This window comes from Paenibacillus sp. Marseille-Q9583, from assembly GCF_976954365.1.
The window spans coordinates 163,811-187,309 of the sequence record NZ_CDRJTB010000002.1; the positions used below are offsets into that span (position 1 = coordinate 163,811).

Annotated in this window: 24 protein-coding genes and 1 other annotated feature; of the genes, 20 read left to right on the top strand and 4 right to left on the bottom strand. The window is 45.9% G+C overall.

Features of this window, described 5'->3' with window-relative positions:
• The first annotated feature begins 50 nt into the window (after positions 1-50).
• Both cls and ACWNM1_RS02505 read left to right on the top strand, forming a co-directional pair.
• On the top strand, positions 51-1,481 hold the full coding sequence (gene cls, locus ACWNM1_RS02500; RefSeq protein ID WP_449599615.1) for a cardiolipin synthase: 1,431 nt from the start codon (positions 51-53) through the stop codon (positions 1,479-1,481).
• A gap of 240 nt (positions 1,482-1,721) precedes the next feature.
• On the top strand, positions 1,722-2,561 hold the full coding sequence (locus tag ACWNM1_RS02505; protein ID WP_231573468.1) for a YitT family protein: 840 nt from the start codon (positions 1,722-1,724) through the stop codon (positions 2,559-2,561).
• A 237-nt stretch (positions 2,562-2,798) separates the two neighbouring features.
• On the opposite strand, the gene ligD is transcribed toward ACWNM1_RS02505, so the two are convergent.
• Positions 2,799-3,683, bottom strand: coding sequence for a non-homologous end-joining DNA ligase (gene ligD / locus ACWNM1_RS02510; protein ID WP_149646489.1), 885 nt, complete (start codon positions 3,681-3,683; stop codon positions 2,799-2,801).
• Between the two features lie 144 nt (positions 3,684-3,827).
• On the opposite strand from ligD, the gene ACWNM1_RS02515 reads away from it, so the two are divergent.
• From ACWNM1_RS02515 to ACWNM1_RS02530, 4 genes are all read left to right on the top strand, one after another.
• Complete coding sequence (locus ACWNM1_RS02515) at positions 3,828-4,409, top strand: RNA polymerase sigma factor (protein ID WP_445164927.1); 582 nt, start codon at positions 3,828-3,830, stop codon at positions 4,407-4,409.
• Positions 4,373-5,557, top strand: coding sequence for a hypothetical protein (locus ACWNM1_RS02520; protein ID WP_449599617.1), 1,185 nt, complete (start codon positions 4,373-4,375; stop codon positions 5,555-5,557). Before ACWNM1_RS02515 ends, ACWNM1_RS02520 begins: the two co-directional genes overlap by 37 nt.
• A 147-nt stretch (positions 5,558-5,704) precedes the next feature.
• Positions 5,705-6,520: a hypothetical protein gene (locus ACWNM1_RS02525; protein WP_449599618.1), complete on the top strand. Its 816-nt coding sequence runs from the start codon at positions 5,705-5,707 to the stop codon at positions 6,518-6,520.
• 25 nt (positions 6,521-6,545) lie between these two features.
• The gene (locus ACWNM1_RS02530; RefSeq protein ID WP_449599620.1) at positions 6,546-7,355 is read left to right on the top strand and encodes a hypothetical protein; all 810 of its coding nucleotides are present in this window, start codon (positions 6,546-6,548) and stop codon (positions 7,353-7,355) included.
• A gap of 47 nt (positions 7,356-7,402) precedes the next feature.
• Here ACWNM1_RS02530 and ACWNM1_RS02535 read toward each other — a convergent pair whose 3' ends face one another.
• Positions 7,403-8,350, bottom strand: coding sequence for an ATP-dependent DNA ligase (locus ACWNM1_RS02535; RefSeq protein ID WP_449599622.1), 948 nt, complete (start codon positions 8,348-8,350; stop codon positions 7,403-7,405).
• Positions 8,351-8,362: 12 nt separating this feature from the next.
• The gene (ku, locus tag ACWNM1_RS02540; RefSeq protein ID WP_449599624.1) at positions 8,363-9,334 is read right to left on the bottom strand and encodes a non-homologous end joining protein Ku; all 972 of its coding nucleotides are present in this window, start codon (positions 9,332-9,334) and stop codon (positions 8,363-8,365) included.
• Positions 9,335-9,473: 139 nt separating this feature from the next.
• On the opposite strand from ku, the gene ACWNM1_RS02545 reads away from it, so the two are divergent.
• The 7 genes from ACWNM1_RS02545 (at position 9,474) to ACWNM1_RS02575 (ending at position 15,415) form a co-directional block, all read left to right on the top strand.
• Positions 9,474-9,644 carry a hypothetical protein gene (locus tag ACWNM1_RS02545; protein ID WP_156113056.1) on the top strand — a complete coding sequence of 57 codons (171 nt, stop codon included), beginning with the start codon at positions 9,474-9,476 and terminating at the stop codon, positions 9,642-9,644.
• A gap of 31 nt (positions 9,645-9,675) precedes the next feature.
• Positions 9,676-9,861 (top strand): H-type small acid-soluble spore protein, encoded by a 186-nt coding sequence (locus ACWNM1_RS02550; protein WP_042193364.1) that lies wholly within the window; start codon positions 9,676-9,678, stop codon positions 9,859-9,861.
• A gap of 217 nt (positions 9,862-10,078) precedes the next feature.
• Complete coding sequence (gene tsaE / locus ACWNM1_RS02555) at positions 10,079-10,561, top strand: tRNA (adenosine(37)-N6)-threonylcarbamoyltransferase complex ATPase subunit type 1 TsaE (protein WP_042185258.1); 483 nt, start codon at positions 10,079-10,081, stop codon at positions 10,559-10,561.
• Positions 10,562-10,566: 5 nt separating this feature from the next.
• On the top strand, positions 10,567-11,403 hold the full coding sequence (gene tsaB / locus ACWNM1_RS02560; protein ID WP_449599627.1) for a tRNA (adenosine(37)-N6)-threonylcarbamoyltransferase complex dimerization subunit type 1 TsaB: 837 nt from the start codon (positions 10,567-10,569) through the stop codon (positions 11,401-11,403).
• Complete coding sequence (gene rimI, locus ACWNM1_RS02565; RefSeq protein ID WP_042185263.1) at positions 11,400-11,924, top strand: ribosomal protein S18-alanine N-acetyltransferase; 525 nt, start codon at positions 11,400-11,402, stop codon at positions 11,922-11,924. The genes tsaB and rimI overlap by 4 nt, the downstream gene beginning before the upstream one ends.
• Positions 11,921-12,970 (top strand): tRNA (adenosine(37)-N6)-threonylcarbamoyltransferase complex transferase subunit TsaD, encoded by a 1,050-nt coding sequence (gene tsaD / locus ACWNM1_RS02570; RefSeq protein ID WP_449599629.1) that lies wholly within the window; start codon positions 11,921-11,923, stop codon positions 12,968-12,970. The genes rimI and tsaD overlap by 4 nt, the downstream gene beginning before the upstream one ends.
• Before the next feature lie 388 nt (positions 12,971-13,358).
• Positions 13,359-13,640, top strand: a binding site (T-box leader).
• A gap of 239 nt (positions 13,641-13,879) precedes the next feature.
• Positions 13,880-15,415 (top strand): 2-isopropylmalate synthase, encoded by a 1,536-nt coding sequence (locus ACWNM1_RS02575; RefSeq protein ID WP_042185267.1) that lies wholly within the window; start codon positions 13,880-13,882, stop codon positions 15,413-15,415.
• Positions 15,416-15,821: 406 nt separating this feature from the next.
• Here the strand turns inward: ACWNM1_RS02575 and ACWNM1_RS02580 are convergent, their stop codons facing one another.
• On the bottom strand, positions 15,822-17,762 hold the full coding sequence (locus ACWNM1_RS02580; protein ID WP_449599632.1) for an ABC-F family ATP-binding cassette domain-containing protein: 1,941 nt from the start codon (positions 17,760-17,762) through the stop codon (positions 15,822-15,824).
• A 244-nt stretch (positions 17,763-18,006) separates the two neighbouring features.
• On the opposite strand from ACWNM1_RS02580, the gene ACWNM1_RS02585 reads away from it, so the two are divergent.
• From ACWNM1_RS02585 to groL, 7 genes are all read left to right on the top strand, one after another.
• Entirely contained in the window at positions 18,007-18,642 is a 636-nt protein-coding gene (locus tag ACWNM1_RS02585) for a 5-formyltetrahydrofolate cyclo-ligase (RefSeq protein WP_449599634.1), read from the top strand.
• A gap of 3 nt (positions 18,643-18,645) precedes the next feature.
• Positions 18,646-19,119 carry a cyclic pyranopterin monophosphate synthase MoaC gene (moaC, locus tag ACWNM1_RS02590; protein ID WP_042185273.1) on the top strand — a complete coding sequence of 158 codons (474 nt, stop codon included), beginning with the start codon at positions 18,646-18,648 and terminating at the stop codon, positions 19,117-19,119.
• 79 nt (positions 19,120-19,198) lie between these two features.
• Positions 19,199-19,684, top strand: a complete 486-nt coding sequence (locus ACWNM1_RS02595; protein ID WP_020429419.1) for a MogA/MoaB family molybdenum cofactor biosynthesis protein — start codon at positions 19,199-19,201, stop codon at positions 19,682-19,684.
• Positions 19,685-19,821: 137 nt separating this feature from the next.
• Positions 19,822-20,064 (top strand): twin-arginine translocase TatA/TatE family subunit, encoded by a 243-nt coding sequence (locus ACWNM1_RS02600; RefSeq protein WP_042185275.1) that lies wholly within the window; start codon positions 19,822-19,824, stop codon positions 20,062-20,064.
• Positions 20,065-20,214: 150 nt separating this feature from the next.
• Complete coding sequence (tatC, locus tag ACWNM1_RS02605) at positions 20,215-20,982, top strand: twin-arginine translocase subunit TatC (protein WP_449599637.1); 768 nt, start codon at positions 20,215-20,217, stop codon at positions 20,980-20,982.
• A 438-nt stretch (positions 20,983-21,420) separates the two neighbouring features.
• A complete protein-coding gene (gene groES, locus ACWNM1_RS02610) occupies positions 21,421-21,702 on the top strand; it encodes a co-chaperone GroES (protein ID WP_036676506.1) in 282 nt (93 codons plus the stop codon).
• Between the two features lie 78 nt (positions 21,703-21,780).
• Positions 21,781-23,409: a chaperonin GroEL gene (gene groL, locus ACWNM1_RS02615; RefSeq protein ID WP_042185277.1), complete on the top strand. Its 1,629-nt coding sequence runs from the start codon at positions 21,781-21,783 to the stop codon at positions 23,407-23,409.
• Positions 23,410-23,499: the final 90 nt, after the last annotated feature.

Consider the following 23,499-nt stretch of genomic DNA (forward strand, 5'->3'; position numbering starts at 1 on the left):
GTCGCAGCGAGTCTATTGATAACTGTTTTATTAATGAAGGGGGTAGGGAATTGAAGATCTTTGCGATAATTCTAAGTCTATTTATTATTCAGGTCGCAGTAATTGTATTTATGGAGTTTCGTCGCCCGCAAAGGGCTTTGGCGTGGTTGTTCATTTCATTCTGTTGTCCGCCGCTGGGTCTGGCATTCTATTATTTTCTGGGCCGTGATTATAGACAGAATCCAAAATTAAACAAAAGATGTACTACACTATTTCGTGAAATTCGTTCGCATGTCTCTGGCAATATTAAGGTAGTAAAGGATGTTACTGAGAGTGGAAACACTCAGTTTGAGAACAATAAGGGTCTATTGGGTTTGCTTTCTAAGATCGCAGAAGGGCCAATTACTGGTTATAACAAGAGCAGGGTATTATCATCTGCGAGAGAAGCGTATGATGCTATGCTGGAAGCTATGGAAGAAGCGAAAGAACATATACATATGGAATTTTATATTTATCGTGATGATGAGATCGGTGAGCAATTTCAAGATGTTATGATTCGGAAGGCACGTCAAGGCGTTAAGGTACGCTTGCTTTGTGATGGTCTGGGCAGTCATAAATTAAGTCGTAGGTTTATTCGAACGATGAGAAATGCTGGGGTGGAGTTCCACTTTTTTTTACCTCCGATTAGTTCTCTGTTGGACCGTCGTTTTAATTTCCGTAATCATCGGAAGATTCTGGTGGTGGATGGCCTTGTTGGCTTCACGGGTGGAATGAATATAGGGGATGATTATTTGGGGAAGGATCTCAAACTGGGATACTGGCGTGATACCCATCTGCGTCTCGAGGGTGACTCTGTATATTATATTCAGTATGTCTTCTTAAAGGATTGGAGACTGGCCTCTGGCGAAAGTACAAGCCATCCGCGTCTGTTCCCAAAACATAATTGTGAGTCACAAGAAGCCGTGCAGATTGTTGGGAGTGGTCCGGATGCTGCAATGGACGCCTCTCAAGAAATGTATTTTGCCGCCTTATGTGCAGCTAAACAGCGGATTTGGATTACTTCACCGTATTTTATTCCTGATCCTGCCATCTGCCGGGCCTTGAAAAGTGCAGTACTTCGTGGAGTGGATGTAAGAATTATCATTCCGGCGAAGCCTGATAATGTGCTTGTCTATCATGCTTCTTTGTCTTATTTAGAAAATTTACAAGACGCTGGAGTGAAATTCTATCGCTATACTAAAGGATTTATGCATGCCAAAATCATGATTATCGATAATCTGCTCGCTACAGTGGGGAGTGCAAACCTGGATATGCGCAGCTTTTATTCTAACTTTGAATTGACTGCTGTGCTGCTACATCCTGATGCTATATCCGCTCTAGTCACAGGGTTTGAGAAGGATCAAAAGCACAGTGAATTTATTGATCCTGTAAAGTTTAAGGAGAGAGGGCGAATTGTCAAACTCGGTGAAGGGCTGTGTCAGTTGTTATCTCCGCTATTATGAGCGGAAAGAGGACTAAATCTGATTTTTTCGAAGGATATAACGTGTTCCATTCATTATTAAGGCTTATTTTGTGATATAATAATTGTATAAGAAGAAATGTAAGAAAGTATAGATTATAATTATACTTCCGAATGTTTCAACACTATACTGTTAAATTGTAGGGGGAGTTCTATGAATGTGAGTCCACAAATGATTGCCAAAGAGGAAAAGAACAAGCTGCAGAAGACTGGAACACATAAAATGGCTAAGTTCGCGCAGCGAATGATCATGTTATCCATTGGGGCAGCAATGATGGCTGTTGCACTTGAGATATTCCTCGTACCGAATCAAATGATTGATGGTGGGATTACCGGTATCTCCATTATTTTATCACATCTATTCGACATTCCTCTGGGGATTTTATTGACACTGTTAAACCTTCCGTTCTTGTTAATCGGTTATAAGCAAATAGGTAAGACCTTTGCCTTATCTACCTTATATGCAATTGTGCTTATGTCTATTGGTACTTCAATGTTGCATCATGTGAATGCTTTTACGGTTGAGCCAATGCTTGCTGCCGTTTTTGGGGGAATCATTCTTGGTGTAGGTGTTGGGCTAGTTGTACGTTTTGGTGGATCTCTAGATGGTACAGAAATTGTTGCGATTCTAGTAGCCAAGAAGCTTCCCTTCTCTGTAGGTGAAGTTGTTATGTTCTTCAACCTGTTCATCTTATCCGGAGCTGGATTTGTGTTCGGTTGGAATAATGCGATGTTCTCACTAATTGCTTATTATATTGCATTCAAGGTAATTGACATTACACTTGAGGGTCTGGATCAGTCGAAATCGGTATGGATTATTAGTGATAAATTCCGTGATATCGGTGAAGCCTTGACGGAACGTCTTGGACGTGGTGTTACTTATTTAGATGGAGAAGGCGGATTTTCCGGGGAGAATAAGAAAGTGATCTTCGTGGTTATCACCCGTTTGGAAGAAGCCAAGCTTAAATCCATTGTTGAGGATTGGGATACTGGTGCATTCATCGCAATAGGTAACATTCATGATGTTAAAGGTGGCCGTTTCAAGAAGAAAGCGATTCATTAGCTTACCATCCTAAAAGGACGCCGAAGGCGTTTTAGCTTGGCACTTTAGTACTATTAACTGAAAGAAGGTATTTTTACGAATAATGGAGCAATAAATACGGTGAGCAAGACTCAATATGCCGTATTCTTAAACAATATACCTTCTGTCCTTGAGTGGGACGCCTGATAAGCCCGTAGCATGAAATGATGCTGCGGGCTTATTGCTGTTTTTGAGCTCATTATTCGTGGCATTCCATCTCTATGGGAGCTTAGCAATGAGTTGTTTGACGGGCTGCGGTGGCACTTTTTCCAAAAGATCTCCCATCTGTTGCAGGCGTTCCTCAATATTGAGCAGATGAAAATCAGTAGGAGATACGTTTTGCTGAACCTCTTTCCAGAGCAATGGTGTGGATACTGTAGCAAGCGGCCTGGCACGCGGCGTGTAAGGTGCAGCTAATGTTTTGCCACTGTAATGCTGGAGGTAGTCAAAATAGATTTTATCTCCCCGATTCTTCTTCAGACGCTCCAAGGTGAATAAATCGGGATGCTTTTCAGTGACGTAACGACCCACAAAGTGTCCGATTTTTCGTAATCCATCAAAGGTAACGCCAGTCTCGATAGGAACGATGATCTGCACCCCGGTAGCCCCGGAGGTTTTGGGCACAGAGGATAAACCAAGGGAGGTTAGGACCGTCCCTACGATTGCAGTTGCTTCCATTATACGGGGCTCGACTTCACGCGACGGATCTAGATCAATCATCCATTCACAAGGCAGCTCGCTACCTACATAATGCAAAGAAGGATGAAACTCCAAAGCAGCCAGATTACCCAGCCAGATCAGCTCAGGTAAACCTTGCAGCTTGATATAGTTAATATTCTCGTGAACAGCGGTCTGGACAAAGGCTGGAAGAGGATCAGGTGCATTTTTCTGATAAAAGGACATTCCAGAGATACCATGCGGATAACGTATTACGGTTAGTAGACGATCTCGACAATAACGCAGCAGGTAGGGAGAGAGCGCGGCGAGCTTTTCCAGATAGATACGCTTCGTAATCCCGCAATCCGGCCATAGCAGCTTCTCTGGGTTGGTAATGGTTATCTCTTGGCCGTCTACAGTAATTGTGCCTTTGATGGCTGCTGGCATCCTGAACCTCCTCTCTGTTATAGGAATGAGGGTATTATGTGCCAGTCTGTTCCTTTTCATTGAAAAAAATATTTCCAAAGTGTCCCTTTTGGATGATCATTAGAGTTATAAGGTTATACGGTTATGTGAAAGGGGAGTTTGCTGATTTTGGACGGGATCGAACACACCGTCGTTCGGGTACAGGCAGGCGAGGTAGAGTCCTATGCCCTTATCGTCGAAGCTTTTCAAAAGCCGATTTACCGCTATTGCTGCCGGCTGCTTGGGAGCCGTACGGAAGCGGAGGATGCGGTACAGGATATTCTAGTGAAGGCATATCAGCACATAGGCACATATCGCCCTATCACGAGCTTTTCTTCCTGGCTATATAAAATTGCCTATCATCATTGCCTCAGTCTGATCCGCAAACGCCAAAGACATTTGAAGATTATGGCGCTTTTTCAACCGGATCCTCCTGCAGAAAGCCCGGAACAGTTGATGGACCGTTACATATTTAACGAACATCTCACCTTTGCCCTCTTGAAATTGAAATTAGATGAACGAAATCTGTTAGTTCTGCGAATCTTTGAGGAACAGAGCTTCCCGGAGATTGCGGAGATCCTCGATAAGAATACTGATGCTGTGAAGAAGAAATACAGGCGTACGATTACGAAGCTTGGCAAAATGATGAATGCTCAAAAAGGGGGGACGGAATGGTGGGGCAACGAAGCTGTGTTGAAGAGAAAATGATAAAGAAAATGGACGCATTGGGGAACTGCGACGAACTAGATGTAAAAGCAGCAGTTATGAATCGGGTAAGGGCAATTCATGATCAACAGAAAACGATGGTCGGAGAAATGGCGAACCTCAGAGACGAGCTGGAGTCATTCTCAGAGCCGGGAGATCCCGTTATGCAGAAGCAAGCGAAGATACTCCCACATCCATCTAAATTTAGAAAAAGACTTCTCTCAGGGGTCTCCGCAGCTGTATTGCTGGGGATGATCGGATTTGGTGCCCTTCAGCTGTCTGGACTTGGAGGTTTAAAGGAACATGGTAGCCTGTCTGCAATTGACATCACCAAGCCTTCGGATGGAGCTATTACATTAGTGAACAGCGGAGGGAAGGCTGTTGTACAGACGGTGCACTATAATACCCCTGTTCCTTCGACCTCTCCTGCGATAGAGAAGTATATGAGTTTATTAGCGACTTATAAAGAGCAGGTGCTTGCTCACTTAAATGCTGGAGAAATGGCTGCTTATTATGTGAATGATACTGAGTTTACTAAGTTGGCCAAAGGTTTAGGCTATGGAAATCAATTGCAGTTCGCTTTCAGTTCTCCAGTGTATTCTAAATATCAAGATTTCGTAAAAGAATTAAAAGGGACTGGCGATTTCTGGTCCGAGCTGCCTTCCATACTCGCTAATGATTATGAATTTGAGTATGCTACTTTTAAAGCCGCTCCTCCTTACTGGCCGATAGACAAGGAATATAAGGAAATGCTTGAACAATTTCAAAAAAAAGCAAAGGTCGATAAGACAGGCCAAAAGCTGTTTATGGAGAAGATCGTTGTGAATACCATAGAGAGTGCTGAGGTTACCTACCATAAGGAGGATCAAACAATTGAACTATCCTTAAGTCAGAGCGCCTATATGGGTGGTATAACGCAAGTGTCTATCTTGGAAGGTCAGACTGCCGAAAAATGGTCTATGACAGGTACTGGTAAAGAAGCAGTTTTTATCGCAGCGAGTACAAAGAAGGGGGAGCAGACTTGGTCTTCCCAGAATCGTTTGTATTGGTATGATGAATCCAGCCAGACGATTCGTAGTTTAAATGATGGATTGAATAACAGTTTAACCCGTGAACAATGGCAAGTGATTGCCAATAGTTTCATTCGCTAGCTACTGTTGTTCTATCCGTACAATATGAGAAGCTGTCTCAAAAGTAGTGAAATCTACTTGGGGCGGCCTCTTTTTTTATAAGAAAATGTCCCTTTTTCCCATGCTCAGGTGTTATAGAAGTGTAGTTAGAAGGAGGTGATTTAGAAATTGAAGCTAAATGATGAACTCAAAAAAACACTGATTGCGCTCTCTGCAGCAACCTTGTTAGGAACAGGAGTAGTTGTGAGTGGGGTTGCGCCTGGCTTGTTTCTTTCGGTCGCAGCTGCCTCTGGGCAGCAGACTGCAGTACCAACCGATCAGAAGCTCCAGAAGGAACTGCAGGCCCTGGTAGCGGGATTGAAGGAAGGTACGTACTTGGCCTACTACGGACGTGACAAAGTCTCCAACCCTCAGGATACGATCAGCTTCTCTGGCAAAGGATTTGTTTTTAAAGACTACAAATCCTTTGCTGCTAAATTCAAAGCGTTGAAGGGTCCAGCTACTCCACAGCCTGGAAATCTTCCTAAGGGCTTCGCTCTGGCGACAGCCATCATTTATCCACCGTCTGTAGCAAACGATTCAGAGCTGTATTTGCAATTAGAGCAGGAACTAAAGGCAGCAGCGGCGGCAGGTGATCCCAACAAACAGTTGTTTAGCAAGATCATCAGCTGGAGCCAGACGAACTTGTCTATGCAGCTGTATGCCAAAGGAAAAGCCAATTTTAGCATTGTAACTGGAGTGCCGCCCGCCAAACTTCCCGAAGGAGCGGTGCCTTTTGTACGAGCTTCGGAAACTAAGAAAGAACTGACGGTCAACGGTAGGAAAGTAATTCTTACAACCGATTCGGCTAAAGAAGCAAGTTTCAACACTAAGCTAGTGTGGCTGGATAAATCAGGCGCAATACAATATACCCTTTCAGACAATCGGGTCAGTAAGCTGACGACAAATGAAATGTTGGCTGTAGCTAAAAGCATGATCAAATAACCAAGGGTTAAGGGAGGATATTATAATGATGATTAAAAAAAGTGCGGCCATCACGGCTTTGAGCCTGATAGTGTTAATGAGTGCGGTAAGTGGAACAGCAGGCGCAGTGCCTGCGGGAAGCAATAATAAAAGCAAAGGTACGGTTCCGGTTGAGCAGAAATCACCACAGGTATCGCCAACGATTAAGGATTTGATTGCCAAAGAATATGCTGTTCCCCTACAAGCGGGAGAAATTAAGGCTCTCTATGTTAATGACAAAAAATCTAATCCAGAGGAAGATTTGAGTGTAAGCTATATGCCGTACAGATTCAGTTCTACAAATGAAGCAGCGCAGAAGTTATCTTCATTAAGCGGAAAGTCACTCTTGATACCAGCTTCTCTCCCGGAGGATTATAAGCTGCAGGATGTCGTTTTAAATCCAGTGCTTCCGAAGTTTTTCAGTACAGAGTATAAAACCCTCAGAGATCAGGTAAAAGCTAAAGCACAAGCTGCTGGTAAAAAAGTAATCTCACAAAGCTTAAAGTGGAGCGATACAGAAACTTCTATCACTTATCTGCGAAATGGGGAGAGATTGAATCTAAAATCAGCTCCAGCATATACGCTTCCGGAAGGGGTTACTTTAGCGCAGCTGCCTGGCGACCAGGATGAAAATTTGACCATCAACGGGGTTGAAGCAGTTTACACGGTGTTTGGTCCTCACCATGGAGATCTAAAAGTCCAGCTTGTATGGTCCAGTGCGGATGGAAGTATTGATTATACGCTTGCGAATACGAAAAATACTGCGCAGACAAAAGCAGAGCTGGAGACCATTGTAACGAGTCTTACAGCGCAATAAGAAACGTCCTCTCGATAAATTCGGGAGGACGTTTTTTTGGAAAGAGTTTATCCTTTTTGCTCCATAGTACATGATTCGGGAGGAAGATCTACCCTAGCTTGAGTAACCGGCTGACGAAGAGTGCCTGAGGTATTCCATTCCAAAAAATGAACTTTGAAGACAAGCTTCGGTTTTATCCAAAAAGCACCCTTCCCTCGCTGGGGATCAGCTGTAAAGGGCATTTGATCTATTTTTAAATGCTGTACCTCTGCAGTTAAGTCGCGTTTATCCTGTACAGTCAATTTTCCTGGCCCGGCATGTCCGATATAATGCAAATTTCCTTTAACATCATACAGCCCAAGAAGTAGCGCATTGACAATGCCGTCTCGGAACGTTACACCCCCGGCTACTGCCGTAAGATCAGAAATGATTTTGCGTTTCTGCCAGCGTTTATCTTTTCCACCGGGAGCATAAGTACTGTTGATATCCTTACAGACGATTCCCTCTAAGCTCTGACTCTGAGCAGCGGCGAATAATTCTGTTGGATCGGTATAGCTGGGTACGGCCTGAACATGGGGATGCGGCAGCAGAATATCGTTTAACAGCTGCTGCCGTGAGAATAAAGGCTGATCCATCGTCGATTGGCCATTATAAAACAGAATATCAAAAATCATATAAATGACAGGAACCTGATGCCTAACGACGGAAATGGTGGAGCCATTCTTTAAGCTGTCCCTTCGCATCACCTCGTGAAATGAGGGCTTGCCGTCCTTGAGCGCAATGATTTCACCATCAAGAATAACGGAATCCGCCTTGCAGTAAGCAGATACATCAGTAAGCTCAGGATATTGCGCTGTACGATAGTTGCCACGTCTGTTAATAAGCTGAGTAGTGCTTCCGTCGTAATAGGACAACATACGAACGCCATCCCATTTAATCTGTGCGATCCATTGGTTGCCTGCTGGAAGCTGCCCAGCCAGTATGGGTTCAAAAGGAATAATAGGCTGAAGCTTCATGAGCAGAGCCTCCTACGATACGGTTGTTTTGCTTTTTGCACTGCGACGTTTTGGTTTTGGTGCGATGACTGGAATCGGCCCGGAAGCCTCGTTTTGCTGATCGGCAGATTCGGCGGTGGCTGTTTTGGTCTTGGATGTTTTTCTTTTGGCCGCAGGAGCCGCTTTAGACTTAGTCTTTGTGGTGCCTGCTAAAGAAGGACCAGGGTCTGTAGGGATATGCTGTACAGCCTGAATACTGGCCTGCAATGCAGCCATTAGATCAATCACATTGTTTTCTTGTTTGGCAGGAGCAATATGAAATTCCTCACCTGCAATTTTATGTGAGATTAGATCAAGCATACGCTGGCGATAATCATCGGTATATTTTGCCGCATCAAAGGGCGTGGATAGCTGTGAAATGAGCAGCTTGGCCATATCCAGCTCTTTATCATTCACCGTTCCTGCTTCGGGCAGGCCAGGCACTTGTGAGACCGGTCTCACTTCATCAGGATAAAAAATAGTCTCGATGGCGAGACAATCCTCCAGCACACGAATAGCAGCCAGACTGCTTTTGGAACGAATCGAAATTTTGGCGATGCCAATTTTACCAGTTTGACGCATGGCCTCCATAAGAAGCCGATATGCATTTGTCCCTGCCTGATCCGGGGATAAGTAATAGGTTTTTTGAAAATAAATTGGATCGATCTCCGTCAGATCAACAAAATCGAGTATGGTAATGCTTTTGCTGCTTTCGTCGGTCAATTGATCCAATTCCTCTTTGTCGAATAGAACAAACTTCCCTTTTTCATATTCATAACCCTTGCCGATTTCTTCCCAAGCCACCTCTTTGTCACACACCGGACATTTACGTACATACGACAGTGGGCTGCCGCATTCTTTATGGATATAACGCAGAGAAATGTCCTTGTCTTCCGTAGCGGAGAACATTTTAACCGGAACATGCACTAGCCCGAAGCTGATGGCTCCTTTCCAAACGGTATGCATGAGAAACGCCTCCTGATCTAAGTTATTTGCTTTGGGTTAGTATGAGGCAGGAAAGGCTTTTCTAGCCGGGTGCATTTTTTGTGAATCATGGGAAAATATAAAATCAGGCTTATAAAGCTGAGGAGGAGAATACTAAGTCATGGAACCGCGTGGAAACGAGTGGATCGATGCGCTGAGCGAGCAGGATATTCCAGCAACAGTTGTGGATTGGGACAGCATTATAGCTCCACCGGAAGCAAGTCAGGTCTCGGACTCGGAGAAGCTTGATGCGGAATCAACCCTCGAAGAAACTTCGCCATTAGAATCGTGAGATTTAGGAAAAATAAAGGAGGAGAACAGTGATGGACGTTAAACGAGCACAGGATATTTATGCTTCTAAAGAGACGGTAAGTGTGCATTTGGATGGAGAACCTGTATGGATTGAGCATGTGGATGCACAGAACGGAATGGCTACGGTTCAAGTGGGCTCTCGACCAACGAATACGCATACGGTAGGCGTTGAACGGTTAGAGGAGCAGGATCATTAACAAGGGTTTGTTCGAAGAGCTGAGATAAGATAAGATAAATCACACTTTTATAAAAGAGACTCTTTATGCTTATTTTTGCGTAGAGGTCTCTTTTTCTATTGTTGGCATACTGGCATGGGAGATTGAATTGGGACAGTTGTTGCGGTGGATGAAGCATACCGATATAATTAATAGTAATGGTTTTTGGCAGGTATATTTTAAAAGGTGGTAGTTGTAGTTGGACAATACAGACGAAACGGTGTTCACTTACCGTTCTTACAGCCTCCAGGATACGGAGTTGCTTGCAGCTGCTCTAGCTACTGCTTCAACGCCAGGGATGATTATCGGTCTGGATGGCGATCTGGGCGCAGGAAAAACAGCCTTCTCACAAGGGTACGCTAGGCATCTCGGCGTAAAGGGGATCGTAAACAGTCCTACTTTTACAATTATTAAAGAGTACGAGGGCCGTCTGCCCCTATATCATATGGATGTATATCGGATTTCGCTTCAGGAAGCGGATGAGCTTGGACTCGATGAGTATTTCTACGGGCAAGGAGTGTGCTTGGTGGAATGGAGCAGTATTATTACGGATTTAATGCCGCCGCGGCATATGCATATATACATGGAAACAGTGGGGCCAGATGAAAGAATGATTACGGTGACCGGAATCGGGGAGCCGTATGGTGAGCTTTGCCGGCAGCTGATCCAGAAGTGGGGTTAAGGAAGATGACGAATCAGAATACAGAGCCGCGCAAGCGGCTTTTAGCGCTGGATACATCAACTGCAGTATTAGGCGTGGCAGTTACAGAGAACGGGTTACTACTGCATGAAATAAATGCTTCCGGAGAACGGAATCATTCGGTGCATTTACTGCCGATCATTGAGCAGGCGCTGCAAGCTACAGGAACTACTGCTGCAATGCTGGGCGGGATTTCTGTTGGTGTGGGTCCTGGATCATATACAGGAACACGTATCGCAGTTACCGCTGCCAAAACGCTGGCATGGGCATGGGATGTCCCAGTTGTCGGTATTTCGAGTCTACATGCAGTGGCGTGGGGCGGATATCAAACAGCCCTCAAGAACAACGTGATGACCAAAGCGTCGGAACAAACTACCGAGAATAACAGCTACGGGCCTGATTGGATCATTCCACTAATGGATGCGCGCCGAGGACAGGTGTATACAGGATTATTCGCAGCTGAGGGAAATAATGCGCCTAGCCGTCTTGAGCCTGATGCCATCCGCCTGATGGCAGATTGGGTGGAGTACTTAGCTGAACGTTTAGGACAGGCTTCAGTCGAAGGGAATAAGCCCGCTGTTCTTTGGTTTGTTGGGGAGACTGCAGTTCATGGCAGTGAGGAATCGCTTCGTCCATTGAAGGATCTTGGTGTTTCTATTGCAGTTCCTTATGAAATGGAAGGCCGCTGGACAGGATTTCTTGGAGAAGCGCGGCTTCAGGTAGAGAAAGATGATATCCATAGCTTGATCCCTAACTATACTCAGATTTCAGAAGCGGAGGCCAATCTGCGGTTAAGCAGAGAAGGGGGCTTAAAGAAACCATGACGGAAGCGGAATCAATGATAGCTCAAGAGGCTGAACTTGTTTTTCGTTTGATGAAGCTTACGGATATTCCTGACATTCTTATCATTGAACGGGAAGCCTTCACGATGCCTTGGACAGAGGAAGCTTTTCGCAACGAGCTGACGCATAATCATTTTGCAAAATATATGGTTATGGAGCTGGCAGGCCATATTATCGGTTATGCCGGTATGTGGGCCATCGTGGATGAGGCGCATGTGACGAATATAGCGCTACTTGAAGCTTATCGTGGACGTAAATGGGGCGAGCGTTTGCTCGAAGAACTGATGAAGACGGCGTCTTATGTAGGTATGAAGTCTATTACACTTGAGGTACGGGTATCGAACGAGGTAGCACAGAATTTATATCGTAAAAAAGGCTTTCGATCTGCTGGCACACGCAAAGGATATTATTCCGATAATCGCGAAGATGCGCTCATTATGTGGGCGGATCTGCCAGAGTACGAGGAGCATGGGAATATGGAAGGAAGCGTGGACTTGAAATGAAGACAGAAACGGGCGCAGCACAGCCTGTACTAATACTTGCTATTGAGACGAGTTGTGATGAAACGTCGGTCGCTGTAGTCAAAGATGGCTCTGAAGTGTTATCCAACATCATCTCGAGTCAGATTGAGACACATCGCGCCTTCGGCGGCGTGGTACCAGAAGTAGCTTCCCGTAAGCATGTGGAAGTAATTACACTGGTGATAGAAGAAGCACTCTCTACAGCAGGGGTTACACCAGATCAGTTGTCGGCGGTGGCGGTTACACAAGGCCCAGGTTTGGTGGGGGCTTTACTTGTCGGGGTAGTAGCTGCCAAGAGCCTTGCCCTCGCATGGGGTAAGCCGCTAATTGGCACACATCATATTGCAGGACATATTTATGCTAACCGTTTAGTGGCAGAGTTACAGTATCCATGCATGACACTAGTGGTGTCCGGCGGGCATACTGAACTGGTTCATATGGAGCGTGAGGGTGAGTTTCGAATTATCGGACGCACCCGTGATGATGCCGTAGGCGAAGCATATGATAAAGTGGCACGAGCACTAGGATTCCCTTATCCCGGTGGACCTCATGTGGATCGTCTGGCCCGCGAGGCGACTGAGGTTGTACCGTTACCAAGAGTATGGCTGGAGCCGGGTTCTTATGATTTCAGCTTCAGTGGCTTAAAGTCGGCTGTGCTGAACGTTGTGAATCAGAGCAAGATGAAGGGTCTCATGCCAGATGTCGCAGGCATTGCCCGCGGGTTCCAAGAATCTGTGGTTGAGGTACTGGTGGAAAAAGCGGTACGCGCTGTTAAAGCTACCAGCTCCAAGCAGTTATTGCTGTGTGGAGGTGTTGCTGCTAATGCTGGCCTGCGCTCGGCTTTGATCTCACGCTGTGAAGCGGAGGGCATTGAGCTTATTATTCCACCTCCGGTATACTGCACGGATAATGCAGCTATGATTGGAGCTGCTGCATACGTGAAGTGGCAGCATGATGGCGGTACTCCGCTGAATATGGTTGCTGACCCTGGATTCTCATTGGAACAATGGTCTGTATCCGCCTATTGACATCATTTGGAGCTAACGAGTATAATCAGTTCAATTATACAAGGAAACGCGATGAGCGGAAGTAGTAAGGATACTCTGGGATAAGAGAGCTGCGGGTAGGTGCGACGCAGTCGAAGGGGACCTGAACTCGTCTGGGAGCGGAACGGTGGAAGCATTACCGGCAATTGTCGCCGGAACGTTCGTACACCGTCTACGGGTAACCTCCGTGAAAGGGTGGTCGAGTATCTAACATACTGGACCGTAGAGTGGATGTTCAATTGGAATCGGCAGTAACTTAACCGGTACAGAGCATCAACAAGAGTGGTACCGCGAAGGTTAACAGCCTGTCGTCTCTTGAATGAGATGGCAGGCTTTTTTGTATGGATTTTGAGTAGTGAGAATGTATATAATACACGCTAAGAACGGGAGTAGTAGGGAATACGGTGAACAGAGAGCTGCGGGGTGGTGCGACGCAGTCACCGAAAGTCTTGAATCTCGCCCGGGAGCGGAGCGGCGGAAATAAGAGTACGCTGCCTACGGCTGTCCCCGTTATCGGACCTTTCAAGAATATCCTGATATCCTCAGGATGGACCGGGAAGAGGAGCTGGACGCAGCTTAATGGCTTGATTATATGAATAGCCTATGCGTCAAAAAGAGTGGTACCGCGGAGGGGTAACCCGCCGTCTCTTTATTAGAGACGGCGGGTTTTTGCGTTCTTATTGAAGCGGTTCGAGTTATGGACTCAGGCGCAATTTAAGACGCCAAGAGTGAACCTTCTGCACATTCCAAATTGTGCAGAGGATTCATTCGTATCAGCTGCCGGCAGCAGTGGGTGGGGAATTTAGCAGGACCACAAGTCGACGTGTGGATCTGCGCTGAAGCATAGGTTAGGGTAAGAAATCCAATAAGAGGAAAACAGGAGGAATTCAGATGATTATTCCAGTAAAGAAACGTATACAAATTTTCGATACGACTCTGCGAGATGGTGAACAGGCTCCGGGTGCAAGTCTAACCCCAGAGCAAAAAATACTGCTGGCCTATAAGCTTGCGGATCTGGGTGTTGATGTGATGGAGCCTGGATTTCCGATATCGAGCCCTGGTGATTTTGCAGCAGTACAGACGATTTCTCGTAAGGTGCGAAATGTGGAAATTTGCGGTTTTGCACGGGCGGTTAAAGGGGATATTGACGCGGCAGTCCGGGCAACCCAAGATGCTGAACGCCGGCGGATTCACCTGTTCATCTCCTCTTCTGATATTCATTTGCAGCATCAATTGCGTATGAGCAGAGCTGAAGTCGTAGCCAAAGCCCGCGAGATGACAGCTTATGCGCGTCAATTCTCTGATGTCGTTGAATTCACGGCGATGGATGCTGCGCGAACAGGAATCGATGATTTGATTGAAATGATTGAAGCTGTTATTGAGGAAGGCGCTTCTATTATCAATCTGCCCGATACGGTCGGTTACGCATTGCCACATGAATATGGGGAAATGTTCCGACGTGTGCGGCTAGGAGCAAGAGGTGGAGAAACGGTAAGCTACAGTGCCCACTGTCACAATGATTTGGGGCTGGCTGTAGCCAACAGTCTGGCAGCAATAGATGGAGGTGCGACGCAGATCGAAGTCACTGTGAACGGAGTCGGCGAGCGTACCGGGAACTGCGCACTAGAAGAGCTTGTGATGGCGCTCGAAACCCGCGGGGATGCAATTGGAGCAGAAACAGGCATTGTGCTTGATAAGCTGTATGATACTTCGCGGCTGATCAGCGGAGCGATGCATTTTCCAATCGCCTATAACAAACCAGTCGTCGGAAGAAATGCCTTCCAGCATGAGTCAGGGATTCATCAGGATGGTTTGCTGAAGGATCGTAGCACCTATGAGATTATGGACCCAGAGCGGCTGGGTATCCCGCGTAGCATGATCATTCTGGGCAAGCATTCTGGCAGACATGCGCTGAAAGACCGGGCGGCGAAGTATGGTATTACGCTGGAGCCTGCGGAGCTGGATGCACTTTATGAATCGTTTAAAGAGACCGCTGACCGCCAAAAGGTAGTCAGTGATGACCAGTTGCTGCAAATGGTGAGCAGTACAACTGGACAGCAAGCTCAGGTCTATGAACTGGGTGAGGTTCAGGTATTGGCAGGCAGTGCCCAGCGCCGGGTGGCCGCGGTTACGGTTCGCCATTTGAAATCTGGACAGGAAACTTCTCATACTAGTACTGGAGATGGTCCGCTTGAAGCCATTATCGCTGCTATTGGGCAAGGCATCTCAGAGGACATCGATTTTGCGGGACTTGAGCTGCATTCACTTGGAAGTGGAGAGAACGCCCAGGCGGAGGCGGCTGTGATGGTAGAGTGGGAAGGTCTTAAATTTAGAGGCACAGCTACGCATCAAGATATTATCATGGCAGCAGGGATTGCCTATATTGCAGCCTGTAACGCTGCTCTGCTCTCTACACAAATCGTTTAATATACATCGACCCGCTGTCTGATTTAGAGATGGCGGGTTCTTTTTTAGCTTTTGATGACAGGTTTTAGGTGGGGTTATTTCTTTTGTCAAGTTGTGGACAACGTTATCCACATATTCCGTCTGAGTTGTGTAAAAAGTGCGTAAAATCAGCAATGTCAGCTCTTTTTAAATCACCTTTATAACCATTTTTGTTAGCAATGAAACCTTGTGGGAATTGTGGATAATGTGGATAATTCGGTGGATAATAATTCCTGGGAATTGAAAATACCGATTTAACGCATAAAAAAAGCCCCTAAGGGGCTTTTTTAGTAGGGAGTTATACACGAAACCTGTGTATAGAGCTGTGGATAACTGTTTATGAACAAAATAAGAAATATGAAAAAAAATTTATGAAGTGGCTTTTACATTATTCGTCAGCAAGGATTTCCCATTCGTTAAATAAATCGGTAAGCTGAGTTTTTTTGTTCTTCAGATCCTCTTCATGACCTTGAAGTGCTAAATAATCCTGATAAACTTCAGGTTTAGTCATTTCATTCTCTATAAAAGCGATCGACTCTTCTAGTGAGGCAATGCCTTCCTCTAGCTCAGCAATGCGCCTCTTCCGGTTACGCTCTTCACGCTTGGCTTGCTTGTCCGCTTCGAAGGAGGAAACAGCGTTTTTTTCAGGAACTGCAGCATCCTTGTTGACGTTTTTGGCGGCTAATTCGGCGGCATCTTTCGCAATCTCTTCTAATTCTCGTTTTTTCTCGATATAGTCATCGTAGTTGCCAAGGTATTGATCGATCCCCTCGGGATGAAGCTCAAGCACCCGTTCAGCCATTTTATTGAGGAAATACCGGTCATGAGAAATGAAGAGCAATGTGCCCTCGAAATCAATTAAAGCTGATTCTAAAACCTCACGACTGACTAAATCCAAATGGTTGGTTGGCTCATCTAGGATGAGCATATTTGCGCCGCGCAACATGAGCTTTGATAATGCAACGCGTGCTTTTTCGCCGCCGCTCAGTGCGGATATCTTCTTAAGAACATCTTCACCGCTGAAGAGGAAGTTGCCAAGGATCGTACGGATTCTGGCTTCCTCAATCATTGGATATTCACTCCATAGCTCTTCCATTACTGTGTTCTTTGGATTGAGGCGGGTCTGTTCCTGATCATAATAAGCGACCTTTACCTTAGTCCCCCAATTCACAGTTCCAGTTGAAGGCTCGCGGGTTCCGGTCATACACTGCAGCAGTGTAGATTTGCCAATGCCATTGGGACCGATGAGTGCAGCAGTTTCTCCACGGCGCAGTTCGAAAGAAGCATCCTTGAACAAAGGTGGACCATCATTAAAGGCAACCGCAACATTACGGACTTGCAGCACTTCTTTACCAGACATGAAGTCCGGCTCGAAGGAGAAGCTGGCTTTCTTCAGATCGCCCATCGGCCGATCAATACGATCCATCTTCTCAAGCGCTTTGCGTCTGCTCTGCGCACGTTTTGTGGTAGATGCTCGCACAATATTTTTCTGAACGAAATCTTCCATTCTTGAGATTTCATCTTGCTGTTTCTCATACTGCTTCATCCGTGTTTCATATTCGGCAGCCTTCAAATCTACATATCGGCTGTAATTGCCTGTATAACGCCGAGATTGATGACGCTCGATCTCTACAATAGTAGTTACAAGCCGATCAAGGAAATAACGGTCATGAGATACGACCAGAATTCCGCCAGCATAACTGCGAAGATAATCCTCAAGCCATGTTAATGTTTCGATATCCAGATGGTTCGTCGGTTCATCCAGCATTAGAAGATCGGGAGCCTGAAGCAAAATGCGGGCTAATGCGAGTCTAGTCTTCTGGCCACCACTAAGTGTGGAGATAGGTGTATCCGGTGGGAACTCGCCGAAGCCCATGCCGTGCAGGACACTGCGGATTCGTGTATTCATTTCATAACCGCCGTGATCCTTGAACCAATCTGATCGGCGGGCATATCTTTCGAGCAGTTCTTCGTACCGTTTTGGGTCCTCTGCCAGCTTAGGATCGGCAATGCTTACTTCCATCTCTCTTAGCTCAGCCTCGGCTTCGATCAGTGGTGCGAAAACTGCCATCATTTCTTCATGAATGGTTTTGTCAGATTGAAGTCCGCTATTTTGGGCTAAATACCCGATAGTAGTTTCTTTTGATTTATGAATTTGACCGCTGTCAAAGGACATTTCACCAGCCAGAATTTGCAGAAAAGTTGATTTGCCGGCACCATTAACACCCACGAGTCCGACACGTTCCTTTTCATTTACCTGAAGGCTTATGCCGTCTAGTACGTTCTGTATACCATATGATTTTGTAATTCCTGTCGCTTGAAGAAGCATAACGATGAAACCTCCACCCTTGCATATTTCGCCTTGGCATTTATACCTCAGCCGTATGAACAACTTATTCTATAGTTTACATGAAAAGCGTTTCCCAAGCGAGAGCTCGATATATCGGAAGCAGAGAATAACGACCTGGCCCAGAAACACAGTCCTATCCACCTTGGCGAACCGGGGAGAAGAGTGGTAAACTGGATTTACAAACAAGGATAAGCTTGGGATAAATATAGGGGGTTGCCGGGCGATGTCAAGCAAGGAGTCGGTGATCTCCAAAGCAAAGCAACAACTAAGAACTGAGAAGACCATCGCCCGAAACGAGCTCTCCTCGGACCAGAGAAGGGAATTGTCTTTTCTGGTCTGCAAGCATGCATCAGAGTGGCTGAAGGCGAAAGACGTAGCCTCACTGTTGGCCTATGTATCTTTCCGTTCTGAACTCGATACCAACGCGCTTCTTACACAGGTGTGGAAGGACCAGCGTAGGGTACTGCTGCCGCGTGTCATTCCGGCAAGTGGTGCAATGAGTGTCCATATGGTAAACGCTTGGAGTGAGCTTGAGCCGGGGGCGTATGGTATCCATGAACCTATTGTATCCGGCAAAGATTCACAAGAGATTGAAGTTGTTACACTACCGGATGTTGTGTTTGTTCCGGGGCTGGCTTTTGATCTTCAGGGAGGCAGGCTTGGTTATGGCCGAGGATACTATGATCGATTGCGTGCGTCATGGGAGACGGAAGAGTATGCCGCTGCGAAGCCCCCTGTCTGGATCGGGCTAGCTTTTGGTATGCAACTGGTTCCGAAAGTGCCCATGGATGAGCATGATGCCTTTATGGACATGCTGATTACTGAAAATGGCATAGTGCACTGCCGAAAAGGAGAGTGAGCCGTGGAATTGACCCATTTTAACGAGCAGGGAAGAGCTCGTATGGTGGATGTGAGCGAAAAGGAGATTACGAAGCGGACAGCTGTCGCGCGGAGTAAGATCAAGATGGCAACTGAGACGCTTAGTGCCATCAAGGAAGGCAAGATCAGTAAAGGAGACGTACTTGCCGTTGCGCAGATCGCTGGAATTATGGCGGCCAAGAAGACGTCTGACTGGATTCCGATGTGCCATCCGCTCCCACTTACCGGTATTGACATCCGCTTCTCCGATAACAGCGAAGATGAACTTTATATAGAAGCAACAGTCCATACTACCGGAAAGACCGGAGTTGAAATGGAGGCATTGACCGCTGTATCTGCCTCAGCACTAACGGTGTACGACATGTGCAAGGCTCTTCAGAAGGACATGATTATCGGACCAACGCTCTTAGTGTCTAAAAGTGGAGGCAAGAATGGAGATTACGCGCTTGAACCATGAACAGAGCTGACGTTCGATGCGCTGAAGCAAGTGGGCTGCACTGTACAGCCAATTATACATAGAGAGGGAGGACAAACCTATGGCGTGGAAAACAGCAATCCTAACGGCCAGCGATAAAGGGGCCAGGGGCGAACGGGAAGACACGAGCGCCCAGGTTATTCGGGAGCTGGTGGAAGAGGAACTTGGAGGCGAGATCGTTGAATATCGGATCGTGCCCGATGAACAAGATGAGATTATCGCAGCTTTGATAGAACTTACAGATTATTTTCAAGCAGATCTGGTATTGACTACCGGAGGTACGGATTTAGCGATACGCGATGTGACTCCAGAGGCAACCCGGCGTGTAATCGAACGGGAAGTGCCTGGACTTTCTGAAGCGATGCGAAGTACGGTGATGCAAAAAAACCGTGCGGTGATGCTGTTCCGCGGGATATGCGGCATTCGTGGACGCACGTTGATTGTCAACTTACCGGGCACACCGAAGGGTGTTCATGAGAATTTAGCAGCCATTATGGATCAACTACCTGAAGCGTTACTCATGGTAACTGGCCAATACCGTCAATAACATTGTCATATTCTTGTCACGTCACAAGGATAAACTATTTATAGAAGATAGTGGATGTAACTGTGACATAAGTTATGGTATTATTAGATTATCGTAATCGATACCATGATCGGATAGACGGACAAGGAGGAATAATAATGTTTAGTGGAATTGGTACTCCGGGTATTATCTTGTTGGTTATACTGGCACTGCTCCTCTTTGGACCGAATAAACTGCCAGAGTTAGGCCGCGCAGTTGGACGAACCTTCCGTGAATTTAAGGAAGGCGCACGTGAAATCATTGGTGATGGTGATCCGGTGAAGAAGAGCGAAGCTCCTGTGCCGACGGCCCCGCAGACGGTCGCTGCAGATATTCCTCAGGACAAACGCCTGCCGGAATAATAAAAGATTTAACAATGGGGCAATCTCTCAAGTCTAATAGACTTAGGAGATGTCCCTTTTTCAATTTGGTTGCTGCTTTCTGCAGAAACGGGCACAGCTATACATACAGTCGGTGTGGCGTTTCTATTCTTGTCATGGGATGGTGTCAGGATGTCTCTCGAATCGGAAGAAATGTCGGTGGTGGATCATCTCACCGAGCTGCGTAAACGGATTATTTATGTGCTGATTATATTTGTTTTGGGATTGGTAGGGGGGCTGTTCTGTGCCAAGCCAATCTACGATTATTTAATTAGTACAGATCTAGCGCAAGGGTTTGTTCTGCATGCGTTCTCATTCTGGGATGGTATCGGAATGTATATGAAGATCGCAATGGCGGTTTCATTAGTCATTTCAGTTCCTTTTATTGCTTACCAGCTGTGGGCGTTTATTAGTCCGGGCTTACGACCGGAAGAGCGTAGTGCAACACTACGTTATGTACCCTATGTTTTTGTTCTTTTTCTAATCGGTCTTTCTTTTGCTTATTATGTTGTATTTCCAATGGCGCTTTCGTTCACAATCTCTATCACCCGGAGTATGGGACTGGAAGAGACCTACGGAATTGCACAATATTTCAACTTCATGTTCAGTCTGGTGCTACCTTTAGCACTGTTGTTTGAGCTACCGCTACTGGTGATGTTTCTGACCAAACTGAGGGTTCTTAACCCGTTACGCTTGCGTAAAATGCGTCGATACGCTTATTTCACGCTTGTCTTTATTGCTGTAGTCATCACTCCTCCGGACTTCATCTCAGACTTTCTGGTGACGATCCCGCTGCTTGTGTTGTATGAGTTCAGCGTATTCCTGTCCGCCTTCGTCTATCGCAAACAGCTTGCTGCGGATGCGGCAAGGGAAGCTCAGTACACCAAGAGTGAGGAATGATGATAAGAGGGCTGTCACTAAGTAGATTTTTCTACGAAAGAGACAGTTCTTTTGTTTTAAACCCCCGTTTTTTGAAATGTTCGGGCGTAGGTGGTACAGTTGAGACTACTGAAATCATACGCATATTTTCACACCCTGTGGATAGAATGTATAGAGTGTGTGCCTAGGACAACCAGTGAAACGTTATTTTTTACGAAAACAAATGCGAATTTGTGTAAAAGGACTTGAAATCCGGGCTCAAGTTGAGTATCATAAAAATTGTTGTTAGCACTACAAGCTGTCGAGTGCTAATGCTTATGGAAAATATGAGATGGACCAGATATTCATAGCGTCCAATTGATATTTTTCATAAACACCAGAGATTTTGAAGTAAGACAGGTAAGTTCTAAACTATGTTTTGAAGCAAAATAACATAATTTTAAAGGAGGCTATTTTTTCATGATCAAACCTTTAGGTGAACGCGTATTGGTGCTACCGAGCGAGCAGGAGGAAACCACTTCATTCGGGATTGTGCTTCCGGACTCCTCGAAAGAAAAGCCACAAGAAGGAACTATTATTGCAGTAGGTAGCGGAGCTTTGAAAGATGGAGTACGTGTAGCGCTCGAAGTAAAGGAAGGCGACCGTGTTCTTTTCTCTAAATATGCAGGAACAGAAATCAAATACGAAGGTAAAGAATATTTGATTATGAAAGAAAGCGACATTCACGCGATTCTTGACTAAGCGAGAGTCGATTATAAGCTAAATCTAAACTACTTAAAGTAACGTGATATACAAAAAATTCTAGGAGGTAATTACACAATGGCTAAAGAAATTAAATTTAGTGAAGAAGCACGCCGCTCTATGTTGCGCGGTGTAGATGCTTTGGCAAATGCGGTAAAAGTTACACTTGGACCAAAAGGTCGCAACGTGGTACTTGAGAAGAAATTTGGTAGCCCGCTTATCACTAACGATGGTGTAACTATCGCTAAAGAAATCGAACTTGAAGATGCATTCGAGAACATGGGTGCTCAACTGGTTAAAGAAGTTGCTACTAAGACTAACGATGTAGCCGGTGACGGTACTACAACTGCAACGGTTCTGGCACAAGCTATGATCCGTGAAGGTCTGAAGAACGTAACTGCAGGCGCTAACCCAATGGTTATTCGCAAAGGGATCGACAAAGCAGTTCGTGCAGCAGTTGAAGAATTGCAAAAAATCGCTAAGCCAATCGAAGATTCCCAAGCTATCGCTCAAGTAGCTGCTATCTCTGCTGCTGACGAAGAAGTGGGCCAATTGATTGCTGAAGCTATGGAAAAAGTAGGTAAAGACGGTGTTATCACTGTTGAAGAATCCCGTGGATTCGCTACTGAACTTGAAGTCGTAGAAGGTATGCAGTTCGACCGCGGTTACATTTCCCCGTACATGATTACTGATACGGACAAAATGGAAGCTGTTCTGGAGAACCCATACATCTTGATCACTGATAAAAAAATCAGCAGCACTCAAGAAATCCTTCCATTGCTTGAAAAAATCGTTCAACAAGCTAGACCGCTCGTTATTATCGCTGAAGATATCGAAGGCGAAGCACAAGCAATGTTGATCGTGAACAAACTGCGTGGAACATTCAACGCTGTTGCTGTTAAAGCTCCTGGCTTTGGCGACCGCCGCGAAGCTATGCTGCAAGATATCGCTGCCCTGACTGGTGGTCAAGTGATCACTGAGAAGCTCGGTCTTGATCTGAAGAGCACTTCCATTGAACAACTGGGTAACGCACGTCAAGTACGCGTAACTAAAGAAAACACAACAATCGTAGACGGAAGCGGCGACAAAGCGGACATCAATGCTCGCGTAAGCCAAATTCGTGCTCAACTGGAAGAAACAACTTCCGAGTTCGACAAAGAAAAATTGCAAGAGCGTTTGGCTAAATTGGCTGGCGGCGTAGCCGTTGTCAAAGTTGGCGCTGCAACTGAAACTGAATTGAAAGAGCGTAAACTTCGCATCGAAGACGCCCTGAACGCAACTCGCGCTGCGGTTGAAGAAGGTATCGTTTCTGGTGGTGGTACAGCTCTTGTGAACGTATATAATGCTGTTGCTGCTGTAGATGTAACAGGCGACGAGAAAACAGGCGTTAACATCGTGCTTCGCGCGCTCGAAGAACCAGTTCGTACCATTGCGGCTAACGCTGGTCAAGAAGGTTCCGTTATCGTGGATCGCTTGAAAAAAGAAGCTATCGGCATCGGCTACAACGCTGCTACTGGCGAGTGGGTGAACATGTTCGAAGCAGGTATCGTTGACCCTGCTAAAGTAACTCGTTCCGCACTTCAAAACGCTGCATCCGTAGCGGCTATGTTCTTGACTACTGAAGCAGTAATTGCTGACAAGCCAGAACCAGAAAAACCAGGTATGCCTGATATGGGCGGCATGGGTGGAATGGGCGGCATGATGTAATAAGGGATTAAACCCTTATTTCAAAAAGTGTTTAGCTGTCGGGGAGTCGATTTTCCACACTATAACCACATAAGATAAGATGATAGGAGG